This is a genomic window from Microvirga terrae, from assembly GCF_013307435.2.
Taxonomy (GTDB): Bacteria; Pseudomonadota; Alphaproteobacteria; order Rhizobiales; family Beijerinckiaceae; genus Microvirga; species Microvirga terrae.
Genome location: NZ_CP102845.1, coordinates 3,458,776 through 3,479,446, shown reverse-complemented (window position 1 = coordinate 3,479,446; position 20,671 = coordinate 3,458,776). Strand labels below are relative to the sequence as shown.

Below are 20,671 nucleotides of genomic sequence, written 5' to 3'. Positions count from 1 at the left end.
GAGCCAGATGACGTACCCTATGTTCCGCCACCAGGTACTCAATAGCGGGGGGAGCCGCAATGTCTGACATTCCGTACCCTGATACGCCGCAGCCGGACATTCCTGTTCTTCCGGAGCCTGACATGCCGACGCCAGCACCCGAGGTTGAGCCTGATCCCAGCGAGGGGCCTGACCTGCCATCGGACCCGTCTGAGTTGCCAGGAGATGACGTCCCGAAGGTCGGCTAATGGAGCCTTGTGAGAACCCAGCAGGAGGCTATGTGTGATGTCAGATCCGCGACAGCCAGACATTCCTTCTCCCTCTCCTCCGCAGCCTGACACGCCAGATCCCGGTCCTAATCCTGTCCTGCCACCTGCTAGCCCTCCCAGCCTCCCGGGAAATGAGGAGCCTGGAGGCATTCCACCGACTCCACCCGCTGAAGTCCCGAACCCTGGAGAGCCGTTAGGTGTGCCTCCGGCGACACCCCAGGAGGTGCCGACGAGGACGCCGTCATTTCCTGAACCGCGGCGTTGAGCGCAGTCGCATCCCCACCTACGTTGGGCAGAGTGTGGTGAAGCGATTTGTCGATGGTGCGGACGGAGGGACTCGAATTCCCAACCAGACCGTTATGAGCGGCCGGCTCTAACCATTGTGCTACAGGCCCCACGAGGTTCTCATACCCGGTCTCTACCGAGATGAAAATGGTGCGGACGGCGGGGGTCGAACCCGTACGCAGGCTCTCTGTAGGATCGGCCGTGGCATGGGTAACCTGCACAGGGAGTGGCTTCATGCAACCTGGAATGCTCGCCGTCTCTATTCGCTGTTCTCGACGGCCTCAATAGCAGCGGTTCCAACCGCTTCCAGGATTTGGTTCTGCATCTCTGGATCGATACTGGCCCACCACTCACGGAAGCCTTGCCGCGTCTCCAACACGGCAAGGACAGCGTCGGCAACCCTTCGAGTTTTATCCATCGAGTGCCTCCATGTATGCTCGTTCAGACCTAGCCGGCCTCTAAGCGAAGCCGCATACCCGCTAGCGTAGCCGCCGGCGGGGTGTGGTGAAACGGACCGAAATAGTCCGGACAGGACCTAAGGCTTAGCATCCGGAGCAGATCCCCCGTGTGATGTTTTTCGTTTTCTGATCCCAAGCACGTTGCGAGCTATGACGGAATTTAGGTGACGGGGCCGATCAGGCGGCGCTGTTTGTCGGCACCGGAATGACCTCGCTGCCGTCCTTAAACCTGACACCGGCGATCACCTTCGGCAACTGGTTTTCACCCATCAACCTCCGCCAGCTTTTCGAAGCTGCCATGATGAGCTTGAACACCATCAGTCGCGCCGTTGTCGGCGACAGCGCGCCCTTGGTGCGCACGGTCCGGTGCCGCACCGTCGCGAACACACTTTCGATGGGATTTGTCGTCCGCAAATGGATCCAGTGCTCAGCCGGCCAGTCGTAGAAGGCCAGCAGCGCCCGCTGGTCCTTGCGCACGCACTCCACGGCTTTTGGATAGCGCGCCTGATAGGCTTCGGCGAACAGGTCGATGGCGATCTCGGCTTGGGCTCGGGTCGGCGCGAGATAAATCTCCCGCAGCGCCACCTTCATGCCGGGCTGCACGGATTTCGGCACTTTGTTGAGCACGTTGGTGGTCTTGTGCAGCCAGCAGCGTTGATGGTGCGTGCCGGGAAAGAGTTCGTCGAGCGCCTTCCAGAAGCCGAGAGCCCCATCCCCGACCGCAATCCGGGGCGGAACGGACAAGCCCCGCCGCTTGATCTCGACGAGAAGCTCGCGCCAGCTTTGGGCGCTCTCGCGCACGCCAGCCCGGAAGCCGATCAACTCCTTCTTGCCCTCTGGCGTGGCACCGATCAGCACGAGGATGCACTCGGCTTGATCCTCCATCCGGGCCTGGAGATAGACGCCGTCGGCCCAGACGTAGACGTAGCGGCGCGCCGACAGGTCGCGCGCCTGCCAACGCTCGTATTCGGCCTGCCATTCGCCGGTGAGCCGGGTGATGGCGGACGGCGACAGGTTCGGGGCGTCCTTACCGAGCAAGGCTGAGAGCGCCTCCTGGAAGTCGCCGGTCGAGAGCCCGCGCAGATACAGGACCGGCAGCAGCGCATCCAAGCTCTTTGTCCGCCGGGCCCATTTCGGCAGGATTGCCGAGGTAAAGCGGATGCGGTCGGCATCGTCCGTGGCGCCGCGGTCGCGGATCTTGACCCGGCTGACCTCCACCGGACCGATGCCGGTTTGGATCATGCGCTCGGGGCCATGGCCGTGCCGGACCAGACGCTCACGCCCGTCCGGCAGCTTCAACTCGCGCATGCTGGCGAGATAGGCCTCAGCCTCGATCTCGATGGCCTGGGCCAGCAATTTACGGGCGCCGGCGCGCAGAATATCGGTCAGGGGATCGTCAATCGTATCGGGCTGACGAAGGCGCAAAACATTGGTAGTGTCGTTCATGGCGTATCGCTCTCTCGAAGAGGTTCTGGCAGGCTCGACACCCGCCTCGATACGCCGCCCTTCTCACACCGTCATCACCCAGTTTCCGCCATAGCTCGCACGTTGCCGCGCCTCGTCTCTTTCGCGGGCAGCTTTTACGAGAGCATCCGTTCCCTCGGCTGTATCGACCTTAGATGTCGATGCTGTCGGTGTCTGCCGCGGGGGCTTGCTCTCTTTGGCGTAGGTTATCTGAGGCATAGCCAACAATCCAAGGATGATGGCAATTGTCAAAGCGCGCATGAATGAACTCCTCGTGGAGCTCAGAGACTGCCCCATTCACCAGATATGGCGAGAACGATCAATAACCGCTACGGACACCATACAAGACAATATCTATGAGCTGTCCTGCGCACTGGACGCCTTAAAGGAGATTGCCGACCTCGCGGCCGAGTACCACGAGACAGGACGCTTGGATGACGCTTCAGTCGATGACATCGGCATCCTCGCTCGCCACACCATTTCGCAGGTGGGGCGCACTGATGGCTCGAGAATTCTTCACCTTCCTGCACTGTGCCCGGCAAGCTCGGATGCTAGTGAAGGCCTGCCCCAACCAAGCGGATCAATACAAAGAAAGCTGTCGTTACTGGTTGGCCATGGCTCAAAGGGCTCAAGCTCCGCTTCCGTAAGCACATCCCAGACCCACCGCCTCATACCCCTGTCTACGCCGTTGGAGACCCGGAATGGCAACGACACTGCACGCCCTCCCTGAACCGTCTCAAAACACTAACGGAAGAACTTGAGATCAGCCTGGGCCTGAGCTTGCCAGATGATTTTGTGTGGCCTCTTCCGGATGCCCTTAATCCCAACCCGGACAGGTCTTCCTGAATCCCGCACCCACATCGCACGTCTCACGCAGGAGCATTGGCGTATTTCGGTCGGTTCCAGCCTCCAAAAGAGCTGACCTATAACTCGCAACATATTCGACAGATTATTGCCACATATCAGTCAGTATAGAGGCAGTAAAAAGCACTTTTACAATAATGAACATACGACATAAACAGGACACATTCCCAGACAAGGTTCCCTCCGCGGATCAGAGACAAGCGTCAGTACCGAATTCATCAAATCAATACTGTCTCATCCGCTTCAACAATCCTGAATGACAAGGGGAACTTCAGAGATGACAATCTACTACGTATCGACGGCGGGCTCGAACAGCGGGGCCGGCACGGCCGCGCAGCCGTTCGCCTCCCTGCAACACGCCCACAGCCTGGCCAAGCCGGGCGACACCATCTACCTGCGCGGCGGCGTCTACAAGCTCACCACCGGCCTCAAGCTCACTAACGACGGCACCGCCGCCGCCCCGATCACCATCACCAGCGCACCCGGCGAGAAGGCCGTGCTCGACGGCGCGGCCATGACCAAGGGCGGCGCCGCCGGCTACGTGCTCAGCCTCGACAGCGTGTCCTTCAACCGCGTCACCAACCTGGAGATCCGCAACGGCGCCGAAGGCGGCCTGCTGATCAAGGGCGCGTCCAACAGCAACGTCTTCGACAACCTCGACGTGCACCACAACGGCCGCCTGTCGCAGTGGGAGGGCAAGGGCGTGTCCCTGTTCGGCTCCAGCGCCAACAACCTGCTGCGCAACATCGACTCCCATCACAACCAGGACCTGAACCTCGACAACGCCGACGGCTTCCAGGTTGCCACCACGGGCAGCGGCAACGTGCTCGAGGGCACCCGCGCCTGGGCCAACTCGGATGACGGCTACGACTTCTACAACATCCAGAACGGCACCAAGGCCGGCGCTCTCAAGGTGATCAACAACTGGGCCTGGGGCAATGGCTGGACCGTGGACGGCAAGCCCGGCGGCGACGGCAACGGCTTCAAGCTCGGCGGCGTGCGCGACGGCTCCGGCTCGACCGCCGGCGCCCACGTGGTCGAGGGCAACGTGGCCTTCGGCAACAAGATGAACGGCTTTGACGAGAACGGCAGCAACGGCGGCGTGTCCAAGCTGACACTGTCTGACAACACCGCCTATAACAACGGCGCTTACAACTTCTACTTCGACCACAACGCCGGGCACGTCATCCGCAACAACATCTCGTACGGGACCGGCAAGATCAAGACCACCGGCACGGCCGACCACAACTCCTGGGACGCAGGCGTGTCGCTCTCCAGCGCCGACTTCCAGTCGCTCGACAGCAAAACCGCCGTGGGAGCCCGCGCCGCCGACGGCTCCCTGCCAGACAGCAACTTCCTACTTCCTGCCAGTGGCAGCGACCTGATAGACCGCGGCGTAAGCACAGGCCTGACCCATACAGATAGCGCTCCAGACCTCGTCAGCAGTTATAAGGTCAATCCGAGCGTCGACGGCTACCTTCTCACCCTCTGAACCATCCCATAAAACGCAGTGTAAGATCCAATCCCAGGAAGCTGGGTTGCATCGCTATGGTTCGATGTAACCCAGCTTTAGACGCAGCTTGGTCTCGGGGCCTATAAATGGGCGAAGCCACAATGCTGAGAATGTGCTCTCGGCGCAGGTGCGGTCTTCATCTCAGTGAAAGAGGACGCAAATTCCGGCAGAGGCATGCGCGACCGAGAGCTTCGCATGAAAAAGGGCCGCGCCCAGTTCTATGACTGTGTTCGCGACCCTCAGAACCGTAGTGCCCCTACGAAGAGGCATCGTGTACCTGCCTTCAGATGGGCACACAATAAGGGCAAATACCTAGCCTAAGACCAGGCAGTGTCAGAATAGCGCACGCTGACCCAGCATAGGGCAGTGACACTACCTGCCTTGTATGAGCAAATCATCTTCACCGGATTTGTTCGTTTGCCCCTACGGATCCGCAAACTTAAAGCGCCCTCTTCAGAGAGGCGCTATTTCTTTGCCAGCGTGTCCTTGTATTTGCTGCGCCGGCAGGGCTTGGTCGAGCACTAAGGATCACACCGCTACAGGCGCACTCCCGCCCGGCGGCGGATTTCCCAAAGGCGAGAAGAATGCCTCCACACGAGTGCTCTTGAGTTTGGCCTAGTCAGAGCAGGAGCGTTGTGTTGGCCTGTTCTACGATTAGAGACCTTGCCCGGTTGCTCAGGCTGACCGGGGGCTCCTTAACCCTTTCCGCGGGGCCATGCTCCGGGGCGGTTCGGCTCTGGGCATACTCCTGCACTGTTCGAGGCTAAGAAGAAGAACACCAATATCATCGCCGAGTAGCCTGACTGCGTTGCGGGCGTACTCACGGAAACGCTCCTGGCAGACAATGGGCTCGTTGTCCCAGCGCCCGTTGTGCTCCGCTCGATGGAGTGCCTGCGCCACGAGTTCGATTTTGTAATCCATCTCCAGCATCTCCGTTGAGCGCTATTCAGACCCACATGCGACCGGTCGTAAGGATCTAGTTCTGGGCGAGACTGGCGATCAACAGGCTGGCTCCAACGAGAGAGCCGAAAGAAGTCACAAAGAGGATCGATGCCCGCCGAAATGATGGGCCTGTGTTGGCAACGCTCTTCGGATCCACCGTATCATCAGGATGAATTTTGGAAGATTGTACGGAGTTCATGAGCCGACCCAGCCTTTTCAATAACGTCAGATGGCCAGTAAACGGTGGTCACGCTGATCTATTCCATCACGGAATGTTCAAGACTGTTTCAGAACAATTTGCGTCGATGCATCATTGCCGCCAGCAAATACCCGAAAGCTTGGGAGTGCCCAAAGTGACGGGGGGATTGTAGCCTGCCTCGTTTGCTCGGTCCTATGCTCTGCACATCTGTCAGATCTAAACGCTATCCTGCGAAAGGCTGGTCGGATCATCACCCAACACCGACTTCTTTCGCGGGCGGAACTGGCCTGTTCGTCCCTGGTGCTTGACGAAGCCACAAGGACGGTGGCAACGGTCACCGTTCGGGAGAAACACGGCGGCAAGTGCGGCGGCTCCGCGTCGGTTCACTATGGAAATCGACCTGAAAACCGGAGCCGCTCAATGGGACAGGAACGCCGACACGGAGAAGAAGCCGATTCCACGGTGAGTCGCAGCACCAGACTATTCAGCGGCGGTCATGGTCCCGTCGTTCGCTGCGAAATCCATATGCTGTTGCGCCCACATCGCCGCCTGGGTGCGATTAGCTGCCTTGATCTTCCGCAGGATGCCCTTGAGGTGGACTTTGACCGTGGCTTCAGCCACTCCAAGTTCTCGTGCAATGTGCTTGTTTGAGGCGCCGAGGGTCAGATGGCTCAGGATCTGGGTTTCACGTCCTGAAAGTCTGCCGGCAATCCCAGTGGCCGCAGGGCCGATGACCACGGCGCCATCCGGGCGAGCCTGATGCTGGCGAATCGCGTCATCCCACAGGTTGAGTGCCAATGCCGGTGCGATGAAGGCTTCCCCCAGCATGATCAGTTCAAGCGCCTTGATCAGGGCCTCACGCTTCATCCCCGTTGAGCAAACCCCGTCCAAGCCTGCCTGAAAGGTCTGGGCCATGGCTGCGGGTTCCATGCTCTCAGTCAGCAGAACCACTCGAGCCGAAGGCCATTGCGCCTTGCAGTGCTCGATGGTCTCACTCAGGTCATCAGTCGCCGGGCTGCTGTAGATAAGGCACAGGACAGGCCCTTCTGGTGACCGGTCGGGCTTCGCGTCCGACACAATGAAGTGCGTTCCTGAGAGCATGTGGCTGACGCCACTGCGGATGAGCGCATTCTGGCAAACCAGAACAGTGGTCACAACGGCAGGTGCATTCTGAGCAATCGAGAGGATGTGCTCATTGTAGACGACGTCATGGTTCATGATTGTGTAGCCCCTAATTATGTTCAGCAATTTGCATCCGAGAGGACCCATGCTGGCCATCAGTGCTCGCTGAGAGGAGCCTTGATGGATAGGAGCATCAACCCAAGATGGGTCCACGTGAGCTGGACCTTGCAGCCCTTAACGACTGGTTAAGGTGTTGGTTCCTCCGCCAGGGCTACCACTGGAGAGGTAGTTCGCTGCGTCGCATAGGTATGGTGATAGAGCTCCGATTGAACACGGCAGGACGCGGAACGGCACGTGAAGCTCTATTGGATGAAAACCTCTGAGGCTTGGCCTGACAATAGCTGGCTGGAGACGAGCTGGACCTGCTTCGACGAAAGCAGGCCAGATCGGAACAGCGACAGCCGCTGGCACACCTACATCGGCAACATTCATCAGGAACCACATGGGCCACAAGTGGGCACGTGGACGTGGAGCCTGACCGCCACCCCACCCGGCCCGGCGCTTCCATTCTCGAGAAACGGCAGGGAAGCCAAGCGAGGGGATGCTGGGCGGCGCTTGACTGAGGCCTATGAGCGGATGCTGCGGTTCTATGGGCGCCTTGTGCCTACGCCTTCATCTTCACGGCATCAGGACCAGAGCTATGGCGGAAACTGGGTGATGACGGTGTGAGAAGGGCGGCGTATCGAGGCGGGTGTCGAGCCTGCCAGAACCTCTTCGAGAGAGCGATACGCCATGAACGACACTACCAATGTTTTGCGCCTTCGTCAGCCCGATACGATTGACGATCCCCTGACCGATATTCTGCGCGCCGGCGCCCGTAAATTGCTGGCCCAGGCCATCGAGATCGAGGCTGAGGCCTATCTCGCCAGCATGCGCGAGTTGAAGCTGCCGGACGGGCGTGAGCGTCTGGTCCGGCACGGCCATGGCCCCGAGCGCATGATCCAAACCGGCATCGGTCCGGTGGAGGTCAGCCGGGTCAAGATCCGCGACCGCGGCGCCACGGACGATGCCGACCGCATCCGCTTTACCTCGGCAATCCTGCCGAAATGGGCCCGGCGGACAAAGAGCTTGGATGCGCTGCTGCCGGTCCTGTATCTGCGCGGGCTCTCGACCGGCGACTTCCAGGAGGCGCTCTCAGCCTTGCTCGGTAAGGACGCCCCGAACCTGTCGCCGTCCGCCATCACCCGGCTCACCGGCGAATGGCAGGCCGAATACGAGCGTTGGCAGGCGCGCGACCTGTCGGCGCGCCGCTACGTCTACGTCTGGGCCGACGGCGTCTATCTCCAGGCCCGGATGGAGGATCAAGCCGAGTGCATCCTCGTGCTGATCGGTGCCACGCCAGAGGGCAAGAAGGAGTTGATCGGCTTCCGGGCTGGCGTGCGCGAGAGCGCCCAAAGCTGGCGCGAGCTTCTCGTCGAGATCAAGCGGCGGGGCTTGTCCGTTCCGCCCCGGATTGCGGTCGGGGATGGGGCTCTCGGCTTCTGGAAGGCGCTCGACGAACTCTTTCCCGGCACGCACCATCAACGCTGCTGGCTGCACAAGACCACCAACGTGCTCAACAAAGTGCCGAAATCCGTGCAGCCCGGCATGAAGGTGGCGCTGCGGGAGATTTATCTCGCGCCGACCCGAGCCCAAGCCGAGATCGCCATCGACCTGTTCGCCGAAGCCTATCAGGCGCGCTATCCAAAAGCCGTGGAGTGCGTGCGCAAGGACCAGCGGGCGCTGCTGGCCTTCTACGACTGGCCGGCTGAGCACTGGATCCATTTGCGGACGACAAATCCCATCGAAAGTGTGTTCGCGACGGTGCGGCACCGGACCGTGCGCACCAAGGGCGCGCTGTCGCCGACAACGGCGCGACTGATGGTGTTCAAGCTCATCATGGCAGCTTCGAAAAGCTGGCGGAGGTTGATGGGTGAAAACCAGTTGCCGAAGGTGATCGCCGGTGTCAGGTTTAAGGACGGCAGCGAGGTCATTCCGGTGCCGACAAACAGCGCCGCCTGATCGGCCCCGTCACCTAAATTCCGTCATAGCTCTCAGGACCAACCCCCGGGGCGCCTCGCCCGCCTGAGCTTTGACGTGCTGGATGAAACTCTCCAGCTTCATGTTGTGGGCATCTCGATAAAGCCGCCAGATTGCCTCGCCCCGCAAGCCAATGCTCTCAAGGTCCATGAGGATCATGAGCCCAACAAAGGGATCTTTCATGATCCGTCCGAGGACGGTGGCAGCGCCTACGTTACCGGCCGCAAGTGTTCCGACCGCTCCGGCCAGAGTGTCCGAGGTTTTGAGCATTTTCCGCAAACTTAATAGTGATTCTGGGGGACGACGCCTTTCATACTGAGGATTAGACCAAATTGCGGCTGAATCCTTTCTGAATTGAGGATCGATTACACTGGCATTTGCGAAAGAAAAGCTTGCAGTCCTGCAAGGACAAGCTTCGTGTAATCTTTTACACACGGCACAATGAGTGACGTTGATCGTGAAATGCGTGAGAAGCTGCAAAAGCTGGAGAGCATTGAGGCCCGGCTGTCGCAGCACGAAAAGACCACGCGCGTGGGCCTGATTTGGCTCACAATTCTGGCATTCGCCGTGCTCTTCCTCTTCGGCTACCACATCATCCGTCTGTAGAGCCATTCGAGGCGCAGCTAGCTCATTCCATACTGAGGTTATCGGAAATTCTGGACTATCTTCGCTCGCGCCCGTGAGGCTGATAAAACTAGGCAAGCTCGGGGTAAACCCATGCCAGATGAGCACGATGCCTTATTCAGCAACGAGAGAAGGACCCGCATCATCCTGCTCCTTCTCGCTCTTCTGTGTGTGGGCATCCTGACATTGGTAGTCGGATACCTCTTCTTCAATTTGTCGTTCGATCCATACAGCAATGGCCGGTTCCTCTGGTAGCCTGTTCTCCCTCGCAACTTTGAGATGCCAAGACTGGTGTTATCCGGACTTACGGCCCCTTACGTGGGGGCTTCTTTTGGCTCACGACGAACGCGAAAAGTAGGGCGAAGACCCCGATCACAATGATCGAGGTCAGGGCAATCTGGTCTCCGGACATCCGGTCTCCGTTGGGCGTGACTTCATCGGGAGGGTACCTGTATCAATCTGAGGACTATGCGGCTGAAGTTCCGACGATGGTCTCGACAAAGAGGGTGAGGCCAGCCCGCAGCACCATCTGTCCAGCCTCGTTTTTGACAGAGATGAAGTACGTTCGCTGGTCGTCGTCAGGAAGTGCATCTCTCGCGATATCCGCCAAGGCCCTTTGCGCCTCGCGTTTAGCTGCCGCGAGATCCGGCAGTTCAAGTCCATTGGAGTCCGGGACGAACTGGTCTCCATCGTAGGTGTCGAAGAAGTAGCGCGGCACGGGCCTGTCCTATGACTGGCGGATCGAGGACATGCGAGCCTTGCTCGACTCTTCCGCGGTGTCGAGTTCGGATTGGTTTCGGACCAACCTTTCCCGCTCTGCAGCCAGGGTGTCCCAGGTTCTAGCCATCTCCAGAAGCTGATTGCGCTGTTCCCCCTCAGGCATCTGCTTGGCGAGTACCCGACACTCTTCAGCGTGCTTTCTGTATTCTGCTGCGGTTTTCATGACTTGATAGACGCCCCCCAACCTGCTGCGGTCGTAGGCCCCATTGCCATACCGCCTAGGTAATCTGACCAACACAAGTTACGTTAACGGTCGAAGCCCAGCATCTATTCCCGCGATGGGGATAATCATGCAGTAGCATTGGCGGCCGGGTCGCGAGAGGATAGAAACCAGAACAAGACCGTTACAATGCCGACACGAACATGCTCAGGGGGGGCAGCATGTGGAACTGCATTGCCTCTGCGTCGATACTCGCCCTACTTGTTGGATCAGCTTCTGTTTTGATCCCCTTTAGCCTGCTTCATGTCCACTCGCGGCGACAGGGAGCTGTCATCGCTCTCGCGGGCTTCATCGGTTGCGCACTCGCAAGCGACGCGGGGCAGCCAGACCAAATACCGAATCCGGTCTCATCGGGACGCTCCTTTGGCGCCCCCTCGTTGATAGCTGCTTTCTACCAGAACCTCACCTCACAGGCCCAAGGCTGGAAGAGCGACTTGAGCGTACCGGCCGACCAATACGAATTCATGAAAATCTGTCACAAAGCACGCGTGAAATATTCACCAGGCGGGCGGGAGGATATGGTTGATGAGACCACTCAGTCTTATCGTGAGAAACTCCTTTGCAATACTTTCCCCAGCGCGAATGTGCAGAAGTGGGTCGGTCAGATTGCGGCTGTCTCAACCGATACAAATGGGCGCACTACATTAGCTGTTTCGCTTGATGCCAATACTACTATCCGGGCTGAGCATGACGAGTCCTTGAAGGTGACAAATGCTCCCATCATAGGTGCGCCTGGTGCTCTGTTTGAAAACTCTTTACTCGCTAAGGGGCAATGGATTCGCTTCTCCGGAAGTTTCATCAGAGCCGAACGGGACTGCTTCTCTGAGAAGAGCAGGACGCTCTCAGGGTCAATCCAAAAGCCGGAATTTGCCTTTCAGTTCTCTGATATCAGCTTAATCCCTTGATGGGTGAGCAGCCACGAAGTCCCCTGCCGCCCACTAAGAGCAGGCGGTACGTCAGGCGCTCTGGGCCGACTGCGGCTCCACCACCTGAGGCGTGGCCAGTTGCCGGATCACGTTGATGATGGTGTCGGGCAAATAGGGCTTGGCGAGGAAAGCAACCCTATCCGACAGGTCGTCGGGGCCGGGACGTTCTCGACCTGAGGTGATGACGATCCCGATCCCCGGCCAACGCTCCTGGATAGCCCGAGCCAAGTTGAGGCCGTTCATGGACCCTGCCGGCATCTCAATGTCGGTGACGACGACCTGAACGTCGGGACGCGCTTTGAGAACAGTCATTGCCTCATCGGCATTGACGGCCTCAAAGACCTTGAACCCGGCTTCGTCCAGGAAGTCGGTCATAAACATGCGTACCAGGGTCTCATCCTCGACCACGAGGACCACCATCCGTGTTTCTGAAGCTGACATGTGACCAGGATCTGCAAATGGGTGACGGAGTCCCAACAAAGGAGATGGGCTGCCGTTCCTAATCCTCATGATCCGGGGCCAGCACCCTGTGTGCCGCCGCACGCACAGACTCATGCTGTTCCGCAAAGGCTCTGTCTGGATCCGCAGGGTATCACTAACCCTCGAGAAGCGAGCGCCAACCGCGTATCTGCTGATCCGAGCAGAAGCGCAGCGGCTCGCCGAAAAGGCACCAACAGCCGACGCCAGCTTTGGAATGGGGAACCCAGAATCCCACCGGATCCGGGATCTTCGGAGGGGTCTCGTGCTCGATCATCCAGAGAAGTACGGGCGTGCCGTCCCGCGGCGCAAGATGGACTGGCCTCCAGCCATTTCCCGCATCGCCCTTCGTACCCGTAGCTTGACCGCTAGCCACGGCGGCACTGTCCCAAGCCTGAGATTAGCTCAGAAGGATGCCATTCGCCGATTGCGAATGGCGGAGACGGCGGCGAACAAAGCAGCGCCTACGAACATGGCTGCCGTGATGTCCCCCAGGATCTCGGCAAATGACTCGATCTCGCTCAGGTCATAAGCGAGGGCTTCGTACAACTCGTACAAGCATCCTGAAGCTGCGCCGGGGAGAGCCCCAAGATAGGCCAGCATCTCAGTATCCCACCTCTTGGTGGCAGTGATGGCCGAGTGACTGACGAGACTTAGAGACAACGCAGATCCTCCGGTGTCCTTAAGCTGACAGCCTCCAACTACCGACAGCCTAGCTTTGTTCCGCTACAGCGCCCGGACCTGCCTGATTGACCCGCATTGTCGCTTGTCCATACTGTCCACGATGAAGCGATTGCTCAGTCGAATCCGCAGATCCATTGACCGCTTTTTTAAACGACGGCGTCAAGACGGGCTCACACCGGTCGAGTACGAAGCTGTATGCCTGATCACCTATGAAGGCGCGGCGGCATACGCCCGTGCCCGGCAGCAGGCTTTTTATTGCCGCTCTCGTGGAAGCGAAAAGGGCTTCCGGTACTGGTCAGCCGTTGCAGCCGAGATTGATCGACGGGCAGGTGCCAGTTGCAAGGTTGAATAAGCGAAGCGGGAGCCCGCATCCGAGTTAGTAAGGCTCAGCGGTTCGATGGCTAAGCCAACTACAAAGGTAGGGAACAAGGTGGGGAAGCTTCGCGACTCTTCCCATATTAAGCCACAATTTCAATTACTTAGAAAGAAATGATGGCGGAGACGGAGGGATTCGAACCCTCGATACCCTTTTGGGGTATGCTCATTTAGCAAACGAGTGCCTTCAGCCGCTCGGCCACGTCTCCAGGCGAAAGGGCCGGATCTGGGATCCGCTTCGCAGGTGGCGCAATAGACGCGAACAGAGTCCCTTCGTCAAGGTCCAAAATCGTCCGGTCGCATGCATGGCGAAAGGGGAAACCGGCCTCCGGCTCCTCAGGTGGGTTCTACCAAAACAGATGGGACAGGGCGAGGCTTGCGAGCCCGATGCTTGACAGGAACACCGGAAACCACCTCGGACATGCGTCTTGTGCTTCGTCGAGTTCCACGCCGTCCCTCCTTTGATTGCTGAACACGCCCTATAAGAACGGCTGCGCGTCTGGAAGGGAAGGGGCCGGACTGGTGAAATATAGGCCTCTCCGCTCAAAGGGAGGGCATGATGCGTGCCAGGGAGCGCCGCTGTGCTTCATCTAGGATACCGGCGCGGTCTCGGTGGCGTCGTAGAGGCGCCGGATCTCCTCGAAGCTGCGGATGGCCGGGGCCGAGGGACGGACGATGACGGCGCTCAGCTGTCTGAACTTGTCGTCGGCCCAGTCCTCCACGACCACCGCGATGGCGTCCCGAAGCGGCAATGTCGCGACCTTGCACGCCATGGTCGAGCCGCTCGTCCGTTCGAACGGCCGGCTCAGGGCAAGAAGATCCACCATCTCGTCCAGATCAGGGGCTACGGTCACAATGCTCTCCACTGCGAAGGTTCCGACGACATCGGCCATTGGCAGCCAATTGTGGCAACCGAATGCCCAAGCTTGCGGCAAGCTTGCCGACAGCGACGATGTTCAGGGAAAAGGACCGCTCCGGCTCACGGCACAGGTCTTCGGGCCGGGTACCGAAAGTGCTTGAGCAGCTCGTCGCTGTGGCCGACCAGCAGGGCGGCCTCCGCGGGCAAGGCGTCCTCGGTCACGCATTCGAAACCTGAGAAGAATCCCAGGAATGTCGTGTTCGGAAGGCTCATCAGCAGGATCGACTGGCCGGATGCCGGATCGGCGGCCGCGGCGAGCATCATTTGCTTCGGGCCACCGAGCTTGACGAAAAGCTCTTCGAACTGGTCCTGCGTCGGGCCCCAGTCAGCGGGGCCGATTGCCTTCTTTGCCCAGAGCATGGCCACGTCCCGCTCCCGAAGAGCCCATCGTCAGACACATCCTAACCCAGTCGGATCCCACAGGCGAGAGACAGCGTGACGGCCGCGAAACCGAGTCGGCGGCCGACCGGGCATTGCGAGATCCGCGACGCGGAAGGGGCCTAGTTCAGGCTGTTCTTTCCGATGGGTTCGCCCCCGTCGGATGAGGGCCCGGAGAGATTGTCCGAGCCGTCAGGAATGATGAGCACGGAAACGGCGCGGCCGATGGAAGCCAGCATGTCGGCTGCGTCGAAGGCGGATCGCTCTGCATCCTGTCGGGTTGAGAATGCCGACTGTTCCCTATCGGCGTAAGTCACCAGCCACTCGTCCTGAAACCTGAAGACGACAAAGCGGTCCGTATGCATCAGCGCCTCCTACGCTCCGCTTCGCAGCGGAGCCCTCGCAGGCTAGCCGAAGACGATTTTTCGGAGGAGGACAACGATGGAGGTAGGAGGCAGGTCAAAAGGATAGAGCGCCCGGCCGCCTGAGACAGCCGTGGCGCTCTCCCCGGATGATCGCCCCGGTGACCGGGCGGTCAGGTCAGGCGCTGGGGATCCGGCCCTCGGGTGTATACTGGTCAACGGCCTGCGGAAGTTCCCTCGACAACCGAGCCAGAATTTCCTCACGGGACAGGCCGGTCTGCTGCGTCAGGGTCGCCAGGGTGTCGGGCCCGATCGCCTGCTCCAGCTGGTGGGGAGCGACCTCCTTATTGGGGCCGGTTCCAACCCAGGAATCGGCGATGTCGCCCTGACCGTTCTGCCGAAAGCTGTCGACGAGCTCGCCCAGGCCGCCACTCAGAATGCCACCCGGATTCTGACCGCTCAGGCCACCCAGGAGACCGCCCAAGCCCCCAAGGCCGCCTCCCAGGGCACCTCCTAGGGCGCCGCCCAGGCTGCCTTGCTGATGTCCGGAACCGCCCGGGGCTCCCGGCGCTCCAGCCGGATTGTTCCCCAAGCCACCGAGCATCTCGGCGATCTTGTCCCGGTTCTGAAAGCCCGCAACGGCAAGAAGCCCCAACAGGGCAGTCATGGATGGAAAGCCACGGCTCATGTGTTCCTCCTCGTTCGATGCACGAGAACCGCAGGGGCGGGGAAACGGTTCCATGGGACAGCGGCCCGCTTCGGCTTTGAGGTGCGGCCTCCCTGGCCTGATTCACCAGGAAAGGTTGATTGCTTCCAAGCAGCCCGGCGAGCGAAGCCGCCTCCTCCAGGTAGAATTGAATGCATCTTCTCAATTAAGGGGCGCCGAATGATATTGCGTGACTTGTGCGTCGACGCACGCTCCGCGCAGGAGCGCAATCTCGGCGCGTTGCCGTCCAAGATACTGAAGCGATTGGACAAATCATTTCTTCGGTCACTCCAGGTAGGCTAGCCCATCAACTTTGCAATCTTGCAGGCGCTCTTTGCACATGCGTAAACGGCCGAGCTCGGGCCTGAGCAAACAATCCTAAATTCGCATCTTCAAAGAGGATAGAGTTTTGTCTGAACAACATCAGTATCCCGTCGCTTCGATCAGTTCATCGGCCCTGGCTGCGATCGCCGCCGATGTCATTCATGGCACTGACGACAGTGAAGTGCTGAACGGGAACAACAATGCTTCCGCCGATTACGCCGACGTCATCTATGGCCATGGCGGCAACGACACGATCAACGGTGGGGACGGCAAGGATTATCTCGACGGCGGCGCCGGAAACGACGTTCTCAACGGCGGCGACAACAATGACGATACCCTCGTCGGCGGCGACGGCGCGGACGTTCTGAACGGTGGGTCCGGGGTGACCTACTGGGATTACGCATCCTATGCCGGTTCGGCGACCGGGCTGGTCATCAACCTGCGCGACACTGCGCTTAGCACCGGCGACGCGGCGGGCGACGTCTACAACTCAATCGAAGGGATCATCGGGACTGCCCATAACGATCTCATCATCGGAAACGGCGACAAGCACGTGCTGTCGGGTGGAGCCGGCAACGACACCATCATCGGCGGATCCGGGCAGGAGATCATGGACGGCGGTGACGGCATCGACACCGTGTCCTACGCCCTGTCGGGACAGGGCGTTTCCGTCAGCCTCAATGCAGGCGGAGGCGGGGTCAACGACTCGCTCAGCGACACGTGGGTGAATTTCGAGAACGTCGTCGGATCCAACTACAACGACTCGCTCACCGGCGACGGGAAGGCCAACTATATCTCGGGCGGCCTCGGCAACGACTCGCTTTATGGCTCCGGGGGCGACGACACACTCGATGCCGGTGCGGGCACGGACCATATGCAGGGCGGCGAGGGCAGCGACGTCTATTACGTCGACAACGCCAACGACGAGGCCCGCGAGCAATCCTACCATGCGGGCACGGACACGGTCATCGCGAGCGTGAGCTACGATGTCGGGATGAGCGCCGTGGAGGTTCTCCGGGCGGCGGACGGCCAGGCTCCGATCAATCTGACGGGCAATGAATACACCACCACCCTGATCGGCAACGAGGGCAGCAACGTCCTCAGCAGCAAGGGTCGCGGCAGCGTCATGCATGGCGGCGGCGGAAACGATGTCTATTACGTCGACAATGCCAACGACGTCATCGTCGATACGGGCGGCGTGGATGTGGTCTATGCCAGCACCAGCTTCACCCTGGCGGCGAATTCCGGAATCGACACTGTCTATGCGGTCGGCGACGTGCCCGTTCTGAACGGCAATGCGTTCGACAACGTGCTGCTCGGAACCTCGTCCAAGAACACGATGAACGGCGGTGCCGGGAACGACATGATCTACGGCAAATCCGGAAAGGACCTCCTGACCGGCGGCACGGGCAAGGACTGGTTCGTGTTCGACACGACGCTCGGCAAGTCCAACACCGACACGATCAAGGACTTCAAGGCGGGACAGGACAAGATCGTGCTGGACAACGCCCTGTTCAAGGCGAACAAGTCGTTCTACGCCGCGATCAAGAAGGGCACTCCCGACAAGCCCCTCAAGCTCGCCAAGGCGTTCTTCACGGTCGGAAGCCATGCCGACGACCGGAACGACTTTCTCGTCTACAACAAGAAGACGGGTGTCCTGTCCTATGACAAGGACGGTTCCGGTGGTGCGGCGGCCGTCGAGATCGCCAGGTTCAGCAACAAGACGGCGATGAGCGAGAAGGACTTCTTCATCATCTGATCACGGAAGTCGTGGGCCCCGCAGGAGGCTGCGGGGCCTTTGCACGGAGGTTCCAGGCGCGGGCTCGCGCCGCCCGTCGGATTGACGAAGTGTCCGTCCGTGCGGAATCTATGCGCCCAAGTTCGGGATGGCTTTGACGGGGTGGGTGATGACGACGTTCGATGTGGCTGTGATCGGGCTCGGCGCCATGGGAAGCTCCGCCCTTTTCGACCTTGCGCGCCGGGGGCGGCGCGTGATCGGCATCGAACAGTTCGAGCCCGGTCATGACAGGGGCTCGTCGCACGGCGAGAGCCGGATCATCCGGCTCTCCTATTTCGAGCATCCGTCCTATGTGCCGCTGGCCCGCCGGGCCATGGAGAAGTGGCGCGACCTGGAGGCGATCTGCGGCCAGACGATCCTCACCGTCACGGGCGTTCTGGAGGCCGGCTATCCTGGTTGCCCGATCGTCGAGGGATCGCTCGAAGCGTCCAGGACGCACGGCCTCGACCACGAGGTCCTGAGTGCCGCCGAGATCAACAGGCGCTTCCCCGCGTTCAAGCTGCCGTCCCATTGGTCCGGATTGTATCAGCCGGACGGCGGCTTCCTGCGGCCGGAACTCGCGATCCAGCAGTTCGTCCGCCTTGCAGAGCACCATGGGGCCGACGTCCGGACGAAGACCCGCGTCCTGGCGATCGAGCCGCTCGGCTCGGGCGTGCGCGTGAAGACCGATTCCGGCGAGATCGAAGCCGCGTCCGTGGTCATCGCGGCGGGGGCCTGGATCGGCGATTTCGCACCCGGGCTGAGGCCGAATCTCAGGCTGACCCGGCAGGTGCTCGGCTGGTTCGAGCCGCTGAAGTCGGCTTCCTACGCTCCGGACCGCTGCCCGGTCTTCATCCTCGAATCCGAGGACGATGCCTGTTACGGGTTCCCAGATTTCGCCGGCACCGGCGTCAAGACGGCCTCCCACCGCCGGGGAGACGATCTCGCTTCGGCTGACGACCTCGCGCAGAACGGCGGAGCTGACGACGAGGCCCAGATCCGCCGCATGCTCGCCCTCGCGATGCCGGACGCGAACGGACCCCTGAAGGCGATGCGGACCTGCATGTATACCCGCACCCCAGACGAGGATTTCGTAATCGATCGGTCTGCGGCCGATCCGCGAATCATTCTCGCCTCGCCCTGCTCCGGACACGGCTTCAAGTTCGCGAGCGTGATCGGAGAGGTCCTGGCCGACCTCGCTCTTGGAAAAGTGCCCGCCAACGACATCTCTCGTTTCAAGCTTGATCGCTTTCGGTCGCAATCGGCCTGAGGCGGCGAAGCAAGCAGCAGGAGGCACCGCCATGAAGAGAAGCTACGTCTGTCACCTGTCCATCCTGGCCTTGCTGGCCGGAAGCGGCTTTGCCCGCGCGCAGGACATCACCATCGCGGTGGCCGGTCCGATGACTGGTGCCGTGGCCACCATCGGCGAGCAGCTCAAGCATGGCGCCGAGCTCGCCGCGCAGGCCATCAACAAGAGCGGCGGCGTGAACGGGAAAAACGTCAAGGTCGTCATCTACGACGACGCCTGCGATCCGAAACAGGCCGTCGCCATCGCCAACCGCATCATCGCCGAGGGCATCAAATTCGTTGACGGCCACGCCTGCTCGGGCTCCTCGATCCCGGCCTCCGAGGTCTATGCCGAGGCGGACGTCCTGATGATGAGCCCGGCGTCCAGCAACCCGGCCATGACCGACAAGGCAGCCGAGCAGGGCTGGTCGACCATCATGCGGCTCTACGGCCGCGACGATGCCCAGGGCAAGTTCATCGGGCCGTGGATCAAGCAGAATTACGGAACCAAGAAGATCGGGATCCTGCACGACAAGAGCGCTTATGGCAAAGGCCTTGCGGACGTGGTCAGGGCATCCCTCAACGGCGCCGGCGTCAAGGAGGTTCTCTACGAGGGCATCAACCCGGGCGAGAAGGATTACAAGGCGGTGGTCAACCGCCTCAAGAGCCAGGGCGTCGAGTTCCTCTATTTCGGCGGCTACCACACCGAAGCGGGGCTCATGATGCGCCAGGCGGCAGACCAGAACTTCAAGTTCCAGCTCATGATGGGCGACAGCATCGCCACGCCGGAATTCGGCGCCGTGGCCGGCCCTGCGGCGGACGGAACCCTGTTCACGTTCCCGCCGGACGGTCGCGACAGCGACACGGCCAAGGGAGCCCTCGAGCAGTTCCGGGAGATCGGCTTCGTGCCCGAAGGCTTCACCCTTTTCTCCTACGCGACCGTCCAGGCGATCGCGGGCGGGATCGGCAAGGCCGGGAGCGCGGACCCGAAGGCCGTGGCCAAGACCCTGCGCAGCACGACCGTCGATACGGTCCTCGGGCCGGTCACCTTCGACGAGAAGGGCGACATCAAGGATCCGAAATACAACATCAACGTCTGGAAGGGCGGCTCGTACAGCAAGCTGACCCAGTAAGGGGCGCCGGCCTGAAGCGGCAAGGGCGGCTCCGTCGGAGCCGCCCTGGTTCTCGTCAGGAGCGGGTTCAGTCGCGGGCGGCGGCCTTGTCCTGCTCCCGGGACGGGACGAGGTGCTCGATCGACACCCATTCGGTACAGGCTCTGAGAATGGGGGCAAGATAAGCGCGGTTGCCTTCGATCTCGACCACCCGGCACGAATAGGCCCTCCGGTCGCCCGGGGGACGGTAGATGACCGTCGAGCCGGGTTTGATGTCATGAGGTCGGGCCGCGGCCCGGCAGGTCGTCGGCGGAGCGTCACCCTGCATGTTGTCCTGCGCGAGAGCGGCCTGCTGGCTGGCCCGGTAGCGCTCGAGGGCTTCGATCGCCACCCTGGCCCGGTCGCGATACCGGTCGCAGACGACCCGCATCAGGGTCCCTTTCTCCCGACCCGGATACCAGGTCACGCCCCCGATCTTGGCCAGTTCCTCCGCGACAATCTCGATTTCTTCCTCGGTCATTGGCTGCAATCCCTCATGAGCCATTG

General features: G+C 60.7%; 20 protein-coding genes and 1 tRNA gene. 8 read left to right on the top strand and 13 right to left on the bottom strand.

Annotation, left to right across the window (positions count from 1 at the left end):
* Positions 1 to 792: 792 nt before the first annotated feature.
* The 3 genes from HPT29_RS16365 to HPT29_RS16355 all read right to left on the bottom strand — a co-directional run bounded on the left by HPT29_RS16365 (position 793) and on the right by HPT29_RS16355 (position 2,716).
* Positions 793 to 951, bottom strand: coding sequence for a hypothetical protein (locus HPT29_RS16365; RefSeq protein WP_173945092.1), 159 nt, complete (start codon positions 949 to 951; stop codon positions 793 to 795).
* A gap of 217 nt (positions 952 to 1,168) precedes the next feature.
* Positions 1,169 to 2,437 carry an IS256 family transposase gene (locus tag HPT29_RS16360; protein ID WP_259060097.1) on the bottom strand — a complete coding sequence of 423 codons (1,269 nt, stop codon included), beginning with the start codon at positions 2,435 to 2,437 and terminating at the stop codon, positions 1,169 to 1,171.
* Between the two features lie 63 nt (positions 2,438 to 2,500).
* On the bottom strand, positions 2,501 to 2,716 hold the full coding sequence (locus HPT29_RS16355) for a hypothetical protein (protein ID WP_173944969.1): 216 nt from the start codon (positions 2,714 to 2,716) through the stop codon (positions 2,501 to 2,503).
* A gap of 880 nt (positions 2,717 to 3,596) precedes the next feature.
* Between HPT29_RS16355 and HPT29_RS16350 the strand changes: the two genes are divergently transcribed.
* Entirely contained in the window at positions 3,597 to 4,811 is a 1,215-nt protein-coding gene (locus HPT29_RS16350; RefSeq protein WP_259060098.1) for a right-handed parallel beta-helix repeat-containing protein, read from the top strand.
* A gap of 1,642 nt (positions 4,812 to 6,453) precedes the next feature.
* On the opposite strand, the gene HPT29_RS16345 is transcribed toward HPT29_RS16350, so the two are convergent.
* Complete coding sequence (locus tag HPT29_RS16345) at positions 6,454 to 7,191, bottom strand: LuxR C-terminal-related transcriptional regulator (protein ID WP_173944996.1); 738 nt, start codon at positions 7,189 to 7,191, stop codon at positions 6,454 to 6,456.
* A gap of 258 nt (positions 7,192 to 7,449) precedes the next feature.
* Here HPT29_RS16345 and HPT29_RS16340 point away from each other — a divergent pair, with 258 nt between their 5' ends.
* The 3 genes from HPT29_RS16340 to HPT29_RS16330 all read left to right on the top strand — a co-directional run bounded on the left by HPT29_RS16340 (position 7,450) and on the right by HPT29_RS16330 (position 9,780).
* The gene (locus tag HPT29_RS16340; protein WP_173944997.1) at positions 7,450 to 7,824 is read left to right on the top strand and encodes a hypothetical protein; all 375 of its coding nucleotides are present in this window, start codon (positions 7,450 to 7,452) and stop codon (positions 7,822 to 7,824) included.
* Positions 7,825 to 7,887: 63 nt separating this feature from the next.
* Positions 7,888 to 9,156, top strand: a complete 1,269-nt coding sequence (locus HPT29_RS16335; RefSeq protein WP_259060097.1) for an IS256 family transposase — start codon at positions 7,888 to 7,890, stop codon at positions 9,154 to 9,156.
* A 480-nt stretch (positions 9,157 to 9,636) separates the two neighbouring features.
* Positions 9,637 to 9,780 carry a hypothetical protein gene (locus HPT29_RS16330; RefSeq protein WP_173945334.1) on the top strand — a complete coding sequence of 48 codons (144 nt, stop codon included), beginning with the start codon at positions 9,637 to 9,639 and terminating at the stop codon, positions 9,778 to 9,780.
* A gap of 484 nt (positions 9,781 to 10,264) precedes the next feature.
* Here the strand turns inward: HPT29_RS16330 and HPT29_RS16325 are convergent, their stop codons facing one another.
* Complete coding sequence (locus HPT29_RS16325; protein WP_173945333.1) at positions 10,265 to 10,516, bottom strand: DUF6894 family protein; 252 nt, start codon at positions 10,514 to 10,516, stop codon at positions 10,265 to 10,267.
* A gap of 443 nt (positions 10,517 to 10,959) precedes the next feature.
* Here HPT29_RS16325 and HPT29_RS16320 point away from each other — a divergent pair, with 443 nt between their 5' ends.
* Positions 10,960 to 11,703 carry a hypothetical protein gene (locus HPT29_RS16320; protein WP_173945332.1) on the top strand — a complete coding sequence of 248 codons (744 nt, stop codon included), beginning with the start codon at positions 10,960 to 10,962 and terminating at the stop codon, positions 11,701 to 11,703.
* Between the two features lie 51 nt (positions 11,704 to 11,754).
* Here HPT29_RS16320 and HPT29_RS16315 read toward each other — a convergent pair whose 3' ends face one another.
* The 7 genes from HPT29_RS16315 to HPT29_RS16285 all read right to left on the bottom strand — a co-directional run bounded on the left by HPT29_RS16315 (position 11,755) and on the right by HPT29_RS16285 (position 15,607).
* Positions 11,755 to 12,132 (bottom strand): response regulator, encoded by a 378-nt coding sequence (locus HPT29_RS16315; protein ID WP_315974886.1) that lies wholly within the window; start codon positions 12,130 to 12,132, stop codon positions 11,755 to 11,757.
* Between the two features lie 474 nt (positions 12,133 to 12,606).
* Positions 12,607 to 12,804, bottom strand: a complete 198-nt coding sequence (locus tag HPT29_RS16310) for a hypothetical protein (protein ID WP_173945330.1) — start codon at positions 12,802 to 12,804, stop codon at positions 12,607 to 12,609.
* A gap of 574 nt (positions 12,805 to 13,378) precedes the next feature.
* Positions 13,379 to 13,469 (bottom strand) — tRNA-Ser (locus tag HPT29_RS16305).
* Positions 13,470 to 13,850: 381 nt separating this feature from the next.
* Complete coding sequence (locus HPT29_RS16300; RefSeq protein ID WP_259060095.1) at positions 13,851 to 14,114, bottom strand: hypothetical protein; 264 nt, start codon at positions 14,112 to 14,114, stop codon at positions 13,851 to 13,853.
* A gap of 125 nt (positions 14,115 to 14,239) precedes the next feature.
* On the bottom strand, positions 14,240 to 14,545 hold the full coding sequence (locus HPT29_RS16295; protein WP_173945328.1) for a hypothetical protein: 306 nt from the start codon (positions 14,543 to 14,545) through the stop codon (positions 14,240 to 14,242).
* A gap of 134 nt (positions 14,546 to 14,679) precedes the next feature.
* On the bottom strand, positions 14,680 to 14,922 hold the full coding sequence (locus HPT29_RS16290; RefSeq protein ID WP_173945327.1) for a hypothetical protein: 243 nt from the start codon (positions 14,920 to 14,922) through the stop codon (positions 14,680 to 14,682).
* Positions 14,923 to 15,097: 175 nt separating this feature from the next.
* A complete protein-coding gene (locus HPT29_RS16285; RefSeq protein ID WP_173945326.1) occupies positions 15,098 to 15,607 on the bottom strand; it encodes a YidB family protein in 510 nt (169 codons plus the stop codon).
* Between the two features lie 427 nt (positions 15,608 to 16,034).
* On the opposite strand from HPT29_RS16285, the gene HPT29_RS16280 reads away from it, so the two are divergent.
* The 3 genes from HPT29_RS16280 (at position 16,035) to HPT29_RS16270 (ending at position 20,146) form a co-directional block, all read left to right on the top strand.
* Positions 16,035 to 17,708: a calcium-binding protein gene (locus HPT29_RS16280; RefSeq protein ID WP_173945325.1), complete on the top strand. Its 1,674-nt coding sequence runs from the start codon at positions 16,035 to 16,037 to the stop codon at positions 17,706 to 17,708.
* A gap of 148 nt (positions 17,709 to 17,856) precedes the next feature.
* Positions 17,857 to 18,996: an N-methyl-L-tryptophan oxidase gene (gene solA, locus HPT29_RS16275; RefSeq protein WP_173945324.1), complete on the top strand. Its 1,140-nt coding sequence runs from the start codon at positions 17,857 to 17,859 to the stop codon at positions 18,994 to 18,996.
* A gap of 31 nt (positions 18,997 to 19,027) precedes the next feature.
* Positions 19,028 to 20,146, top strand: coding sequence for a branched-chain amino acid ABC transporter substrate-binding protein (locus tag HPT29_RS16270; RefSeq protein ID WP_173945323.1), 1,119 nt, complete (start codon positions 19,028 to 19,030; stop codon positions 20,144 to 20,146).
* 67 nt (positions 20,147 to 20,213) lie between these two features.
* Here HPT29_RS16270 and HPT29_RS16265 read toward each other — a convergent pair whose 3' ends face one another.
* On the bottom strand, positions 20,214 to 20,645 hold the full coding sequence (locus tag HPT29_RS16265; RefSeq protein ID WP_173945322.1) for a hypothetical protein: 432 nt from the start codon (positions 20,643 to 20,645) through the stop codon (positions 20,214 to 20,216).
* Positions 20,646 to 20,671 lie beyond the last annotated feature (26 nt).

Bases quoted from the DNA above. Each gene is read 5' to 3' on its own strand.
- HPT29_RS16365 (WP_173945092.1), bottom strand. From the start codon at position 951: ATGGATAAAACTCGAAGGGTTGCCGACGCTGTCCTTGCCGTGTTGGAG.
- HPT29_RS16360 (WP_259060097.1), bottom strand. From the start codon at position 2,437: ATGAACGACACTACCAATGTTTTGCGCCTTCGTCAGCCCGATACGATT.
- HPT29_RS16355 (WP_173944969.1), bottom strand. From the start codon at position 2,716: ATGCGCGCTTTGACAATTGCCATCATCCTTGGATTGTTGGCTATGCCT.
- HPT29_RS16350 (WP_259060098.1), top strand. From the start codon at position 3,597: ATGACAATCTACTACGTATCGACGGCGGGCTCGAACAGCGGGGCCGGC.
- HPT29_RS16345 (WP_173944996.1), bottom strand. From the start codon at position 7,191: ATGAACCATGACGTCGTCTACAATGAGCACATCCTCTCGATTGCTCAG.
- HPT29_RS16335 (WP_259060097.1), top strand. From the start codon at position 7,888: ATGAACGACACTACCAATGTTTTGCGCCTTCGTCAGCCCGATACGATT.
- HPT29_RS16330 (WP_173945334.1), top strand. From the start codon at position 9,637: ATGCGTGAGAAGCTGCAAAAGCTGGAGAGCATTGAGGCCCGGCTGTCG.
- HPT29_RS16320 (WP_173945332.1), top strand. From the start codon at position 10,960: ATGTGGAACTGCATTGCCTCTGCGTCGATACTCGCCCTACTTGTTGGA.
- HPT29_RS16310 (WP_173945330.1), bottom strand. From the start codon at position 12,804: ATGCTGGCCTATCTTGGGGCTCTCCCCGGCGCAGCTTCAGGATGCTTG.
- HPT29_RS16290 (WP_173945327.1), bottom strand. From the start codon at position 14,922: ATGCATACGGACCGCTTTGTCGTCTTCAGGTTTCAGGACGAGTGGCTG.
- HPT29_RS16285 (WP_173945326.1), bottom strand. From the start codon at position 15,607: ATGAGCCGTGGCTTTCCATCCATGACTGCCCTGTTGGGGCTTCTTGCC.
- solA (WP_173945324.1), top strand. From the start codon at position 17,857: ATGACGACGTTCGATGTGGCTGTGATCGGGCTCGGCGCCATGGGAAGC.
- HPT29_RS16270 (WP_173945323.1), top strand. From the start codon at position 19,028: ATGAAGAGAAGCTACGTCTGTCACCTGTCCATCCTGGCCTTGCTGGCC.
- HPT29_RS16265 (WP_173945322.1), bottom strand. From the start codon at position 20,645: ATGACCGAGGAAGAAATCGAGATTGTCGCGGAGGAACTGGCCAAGATC.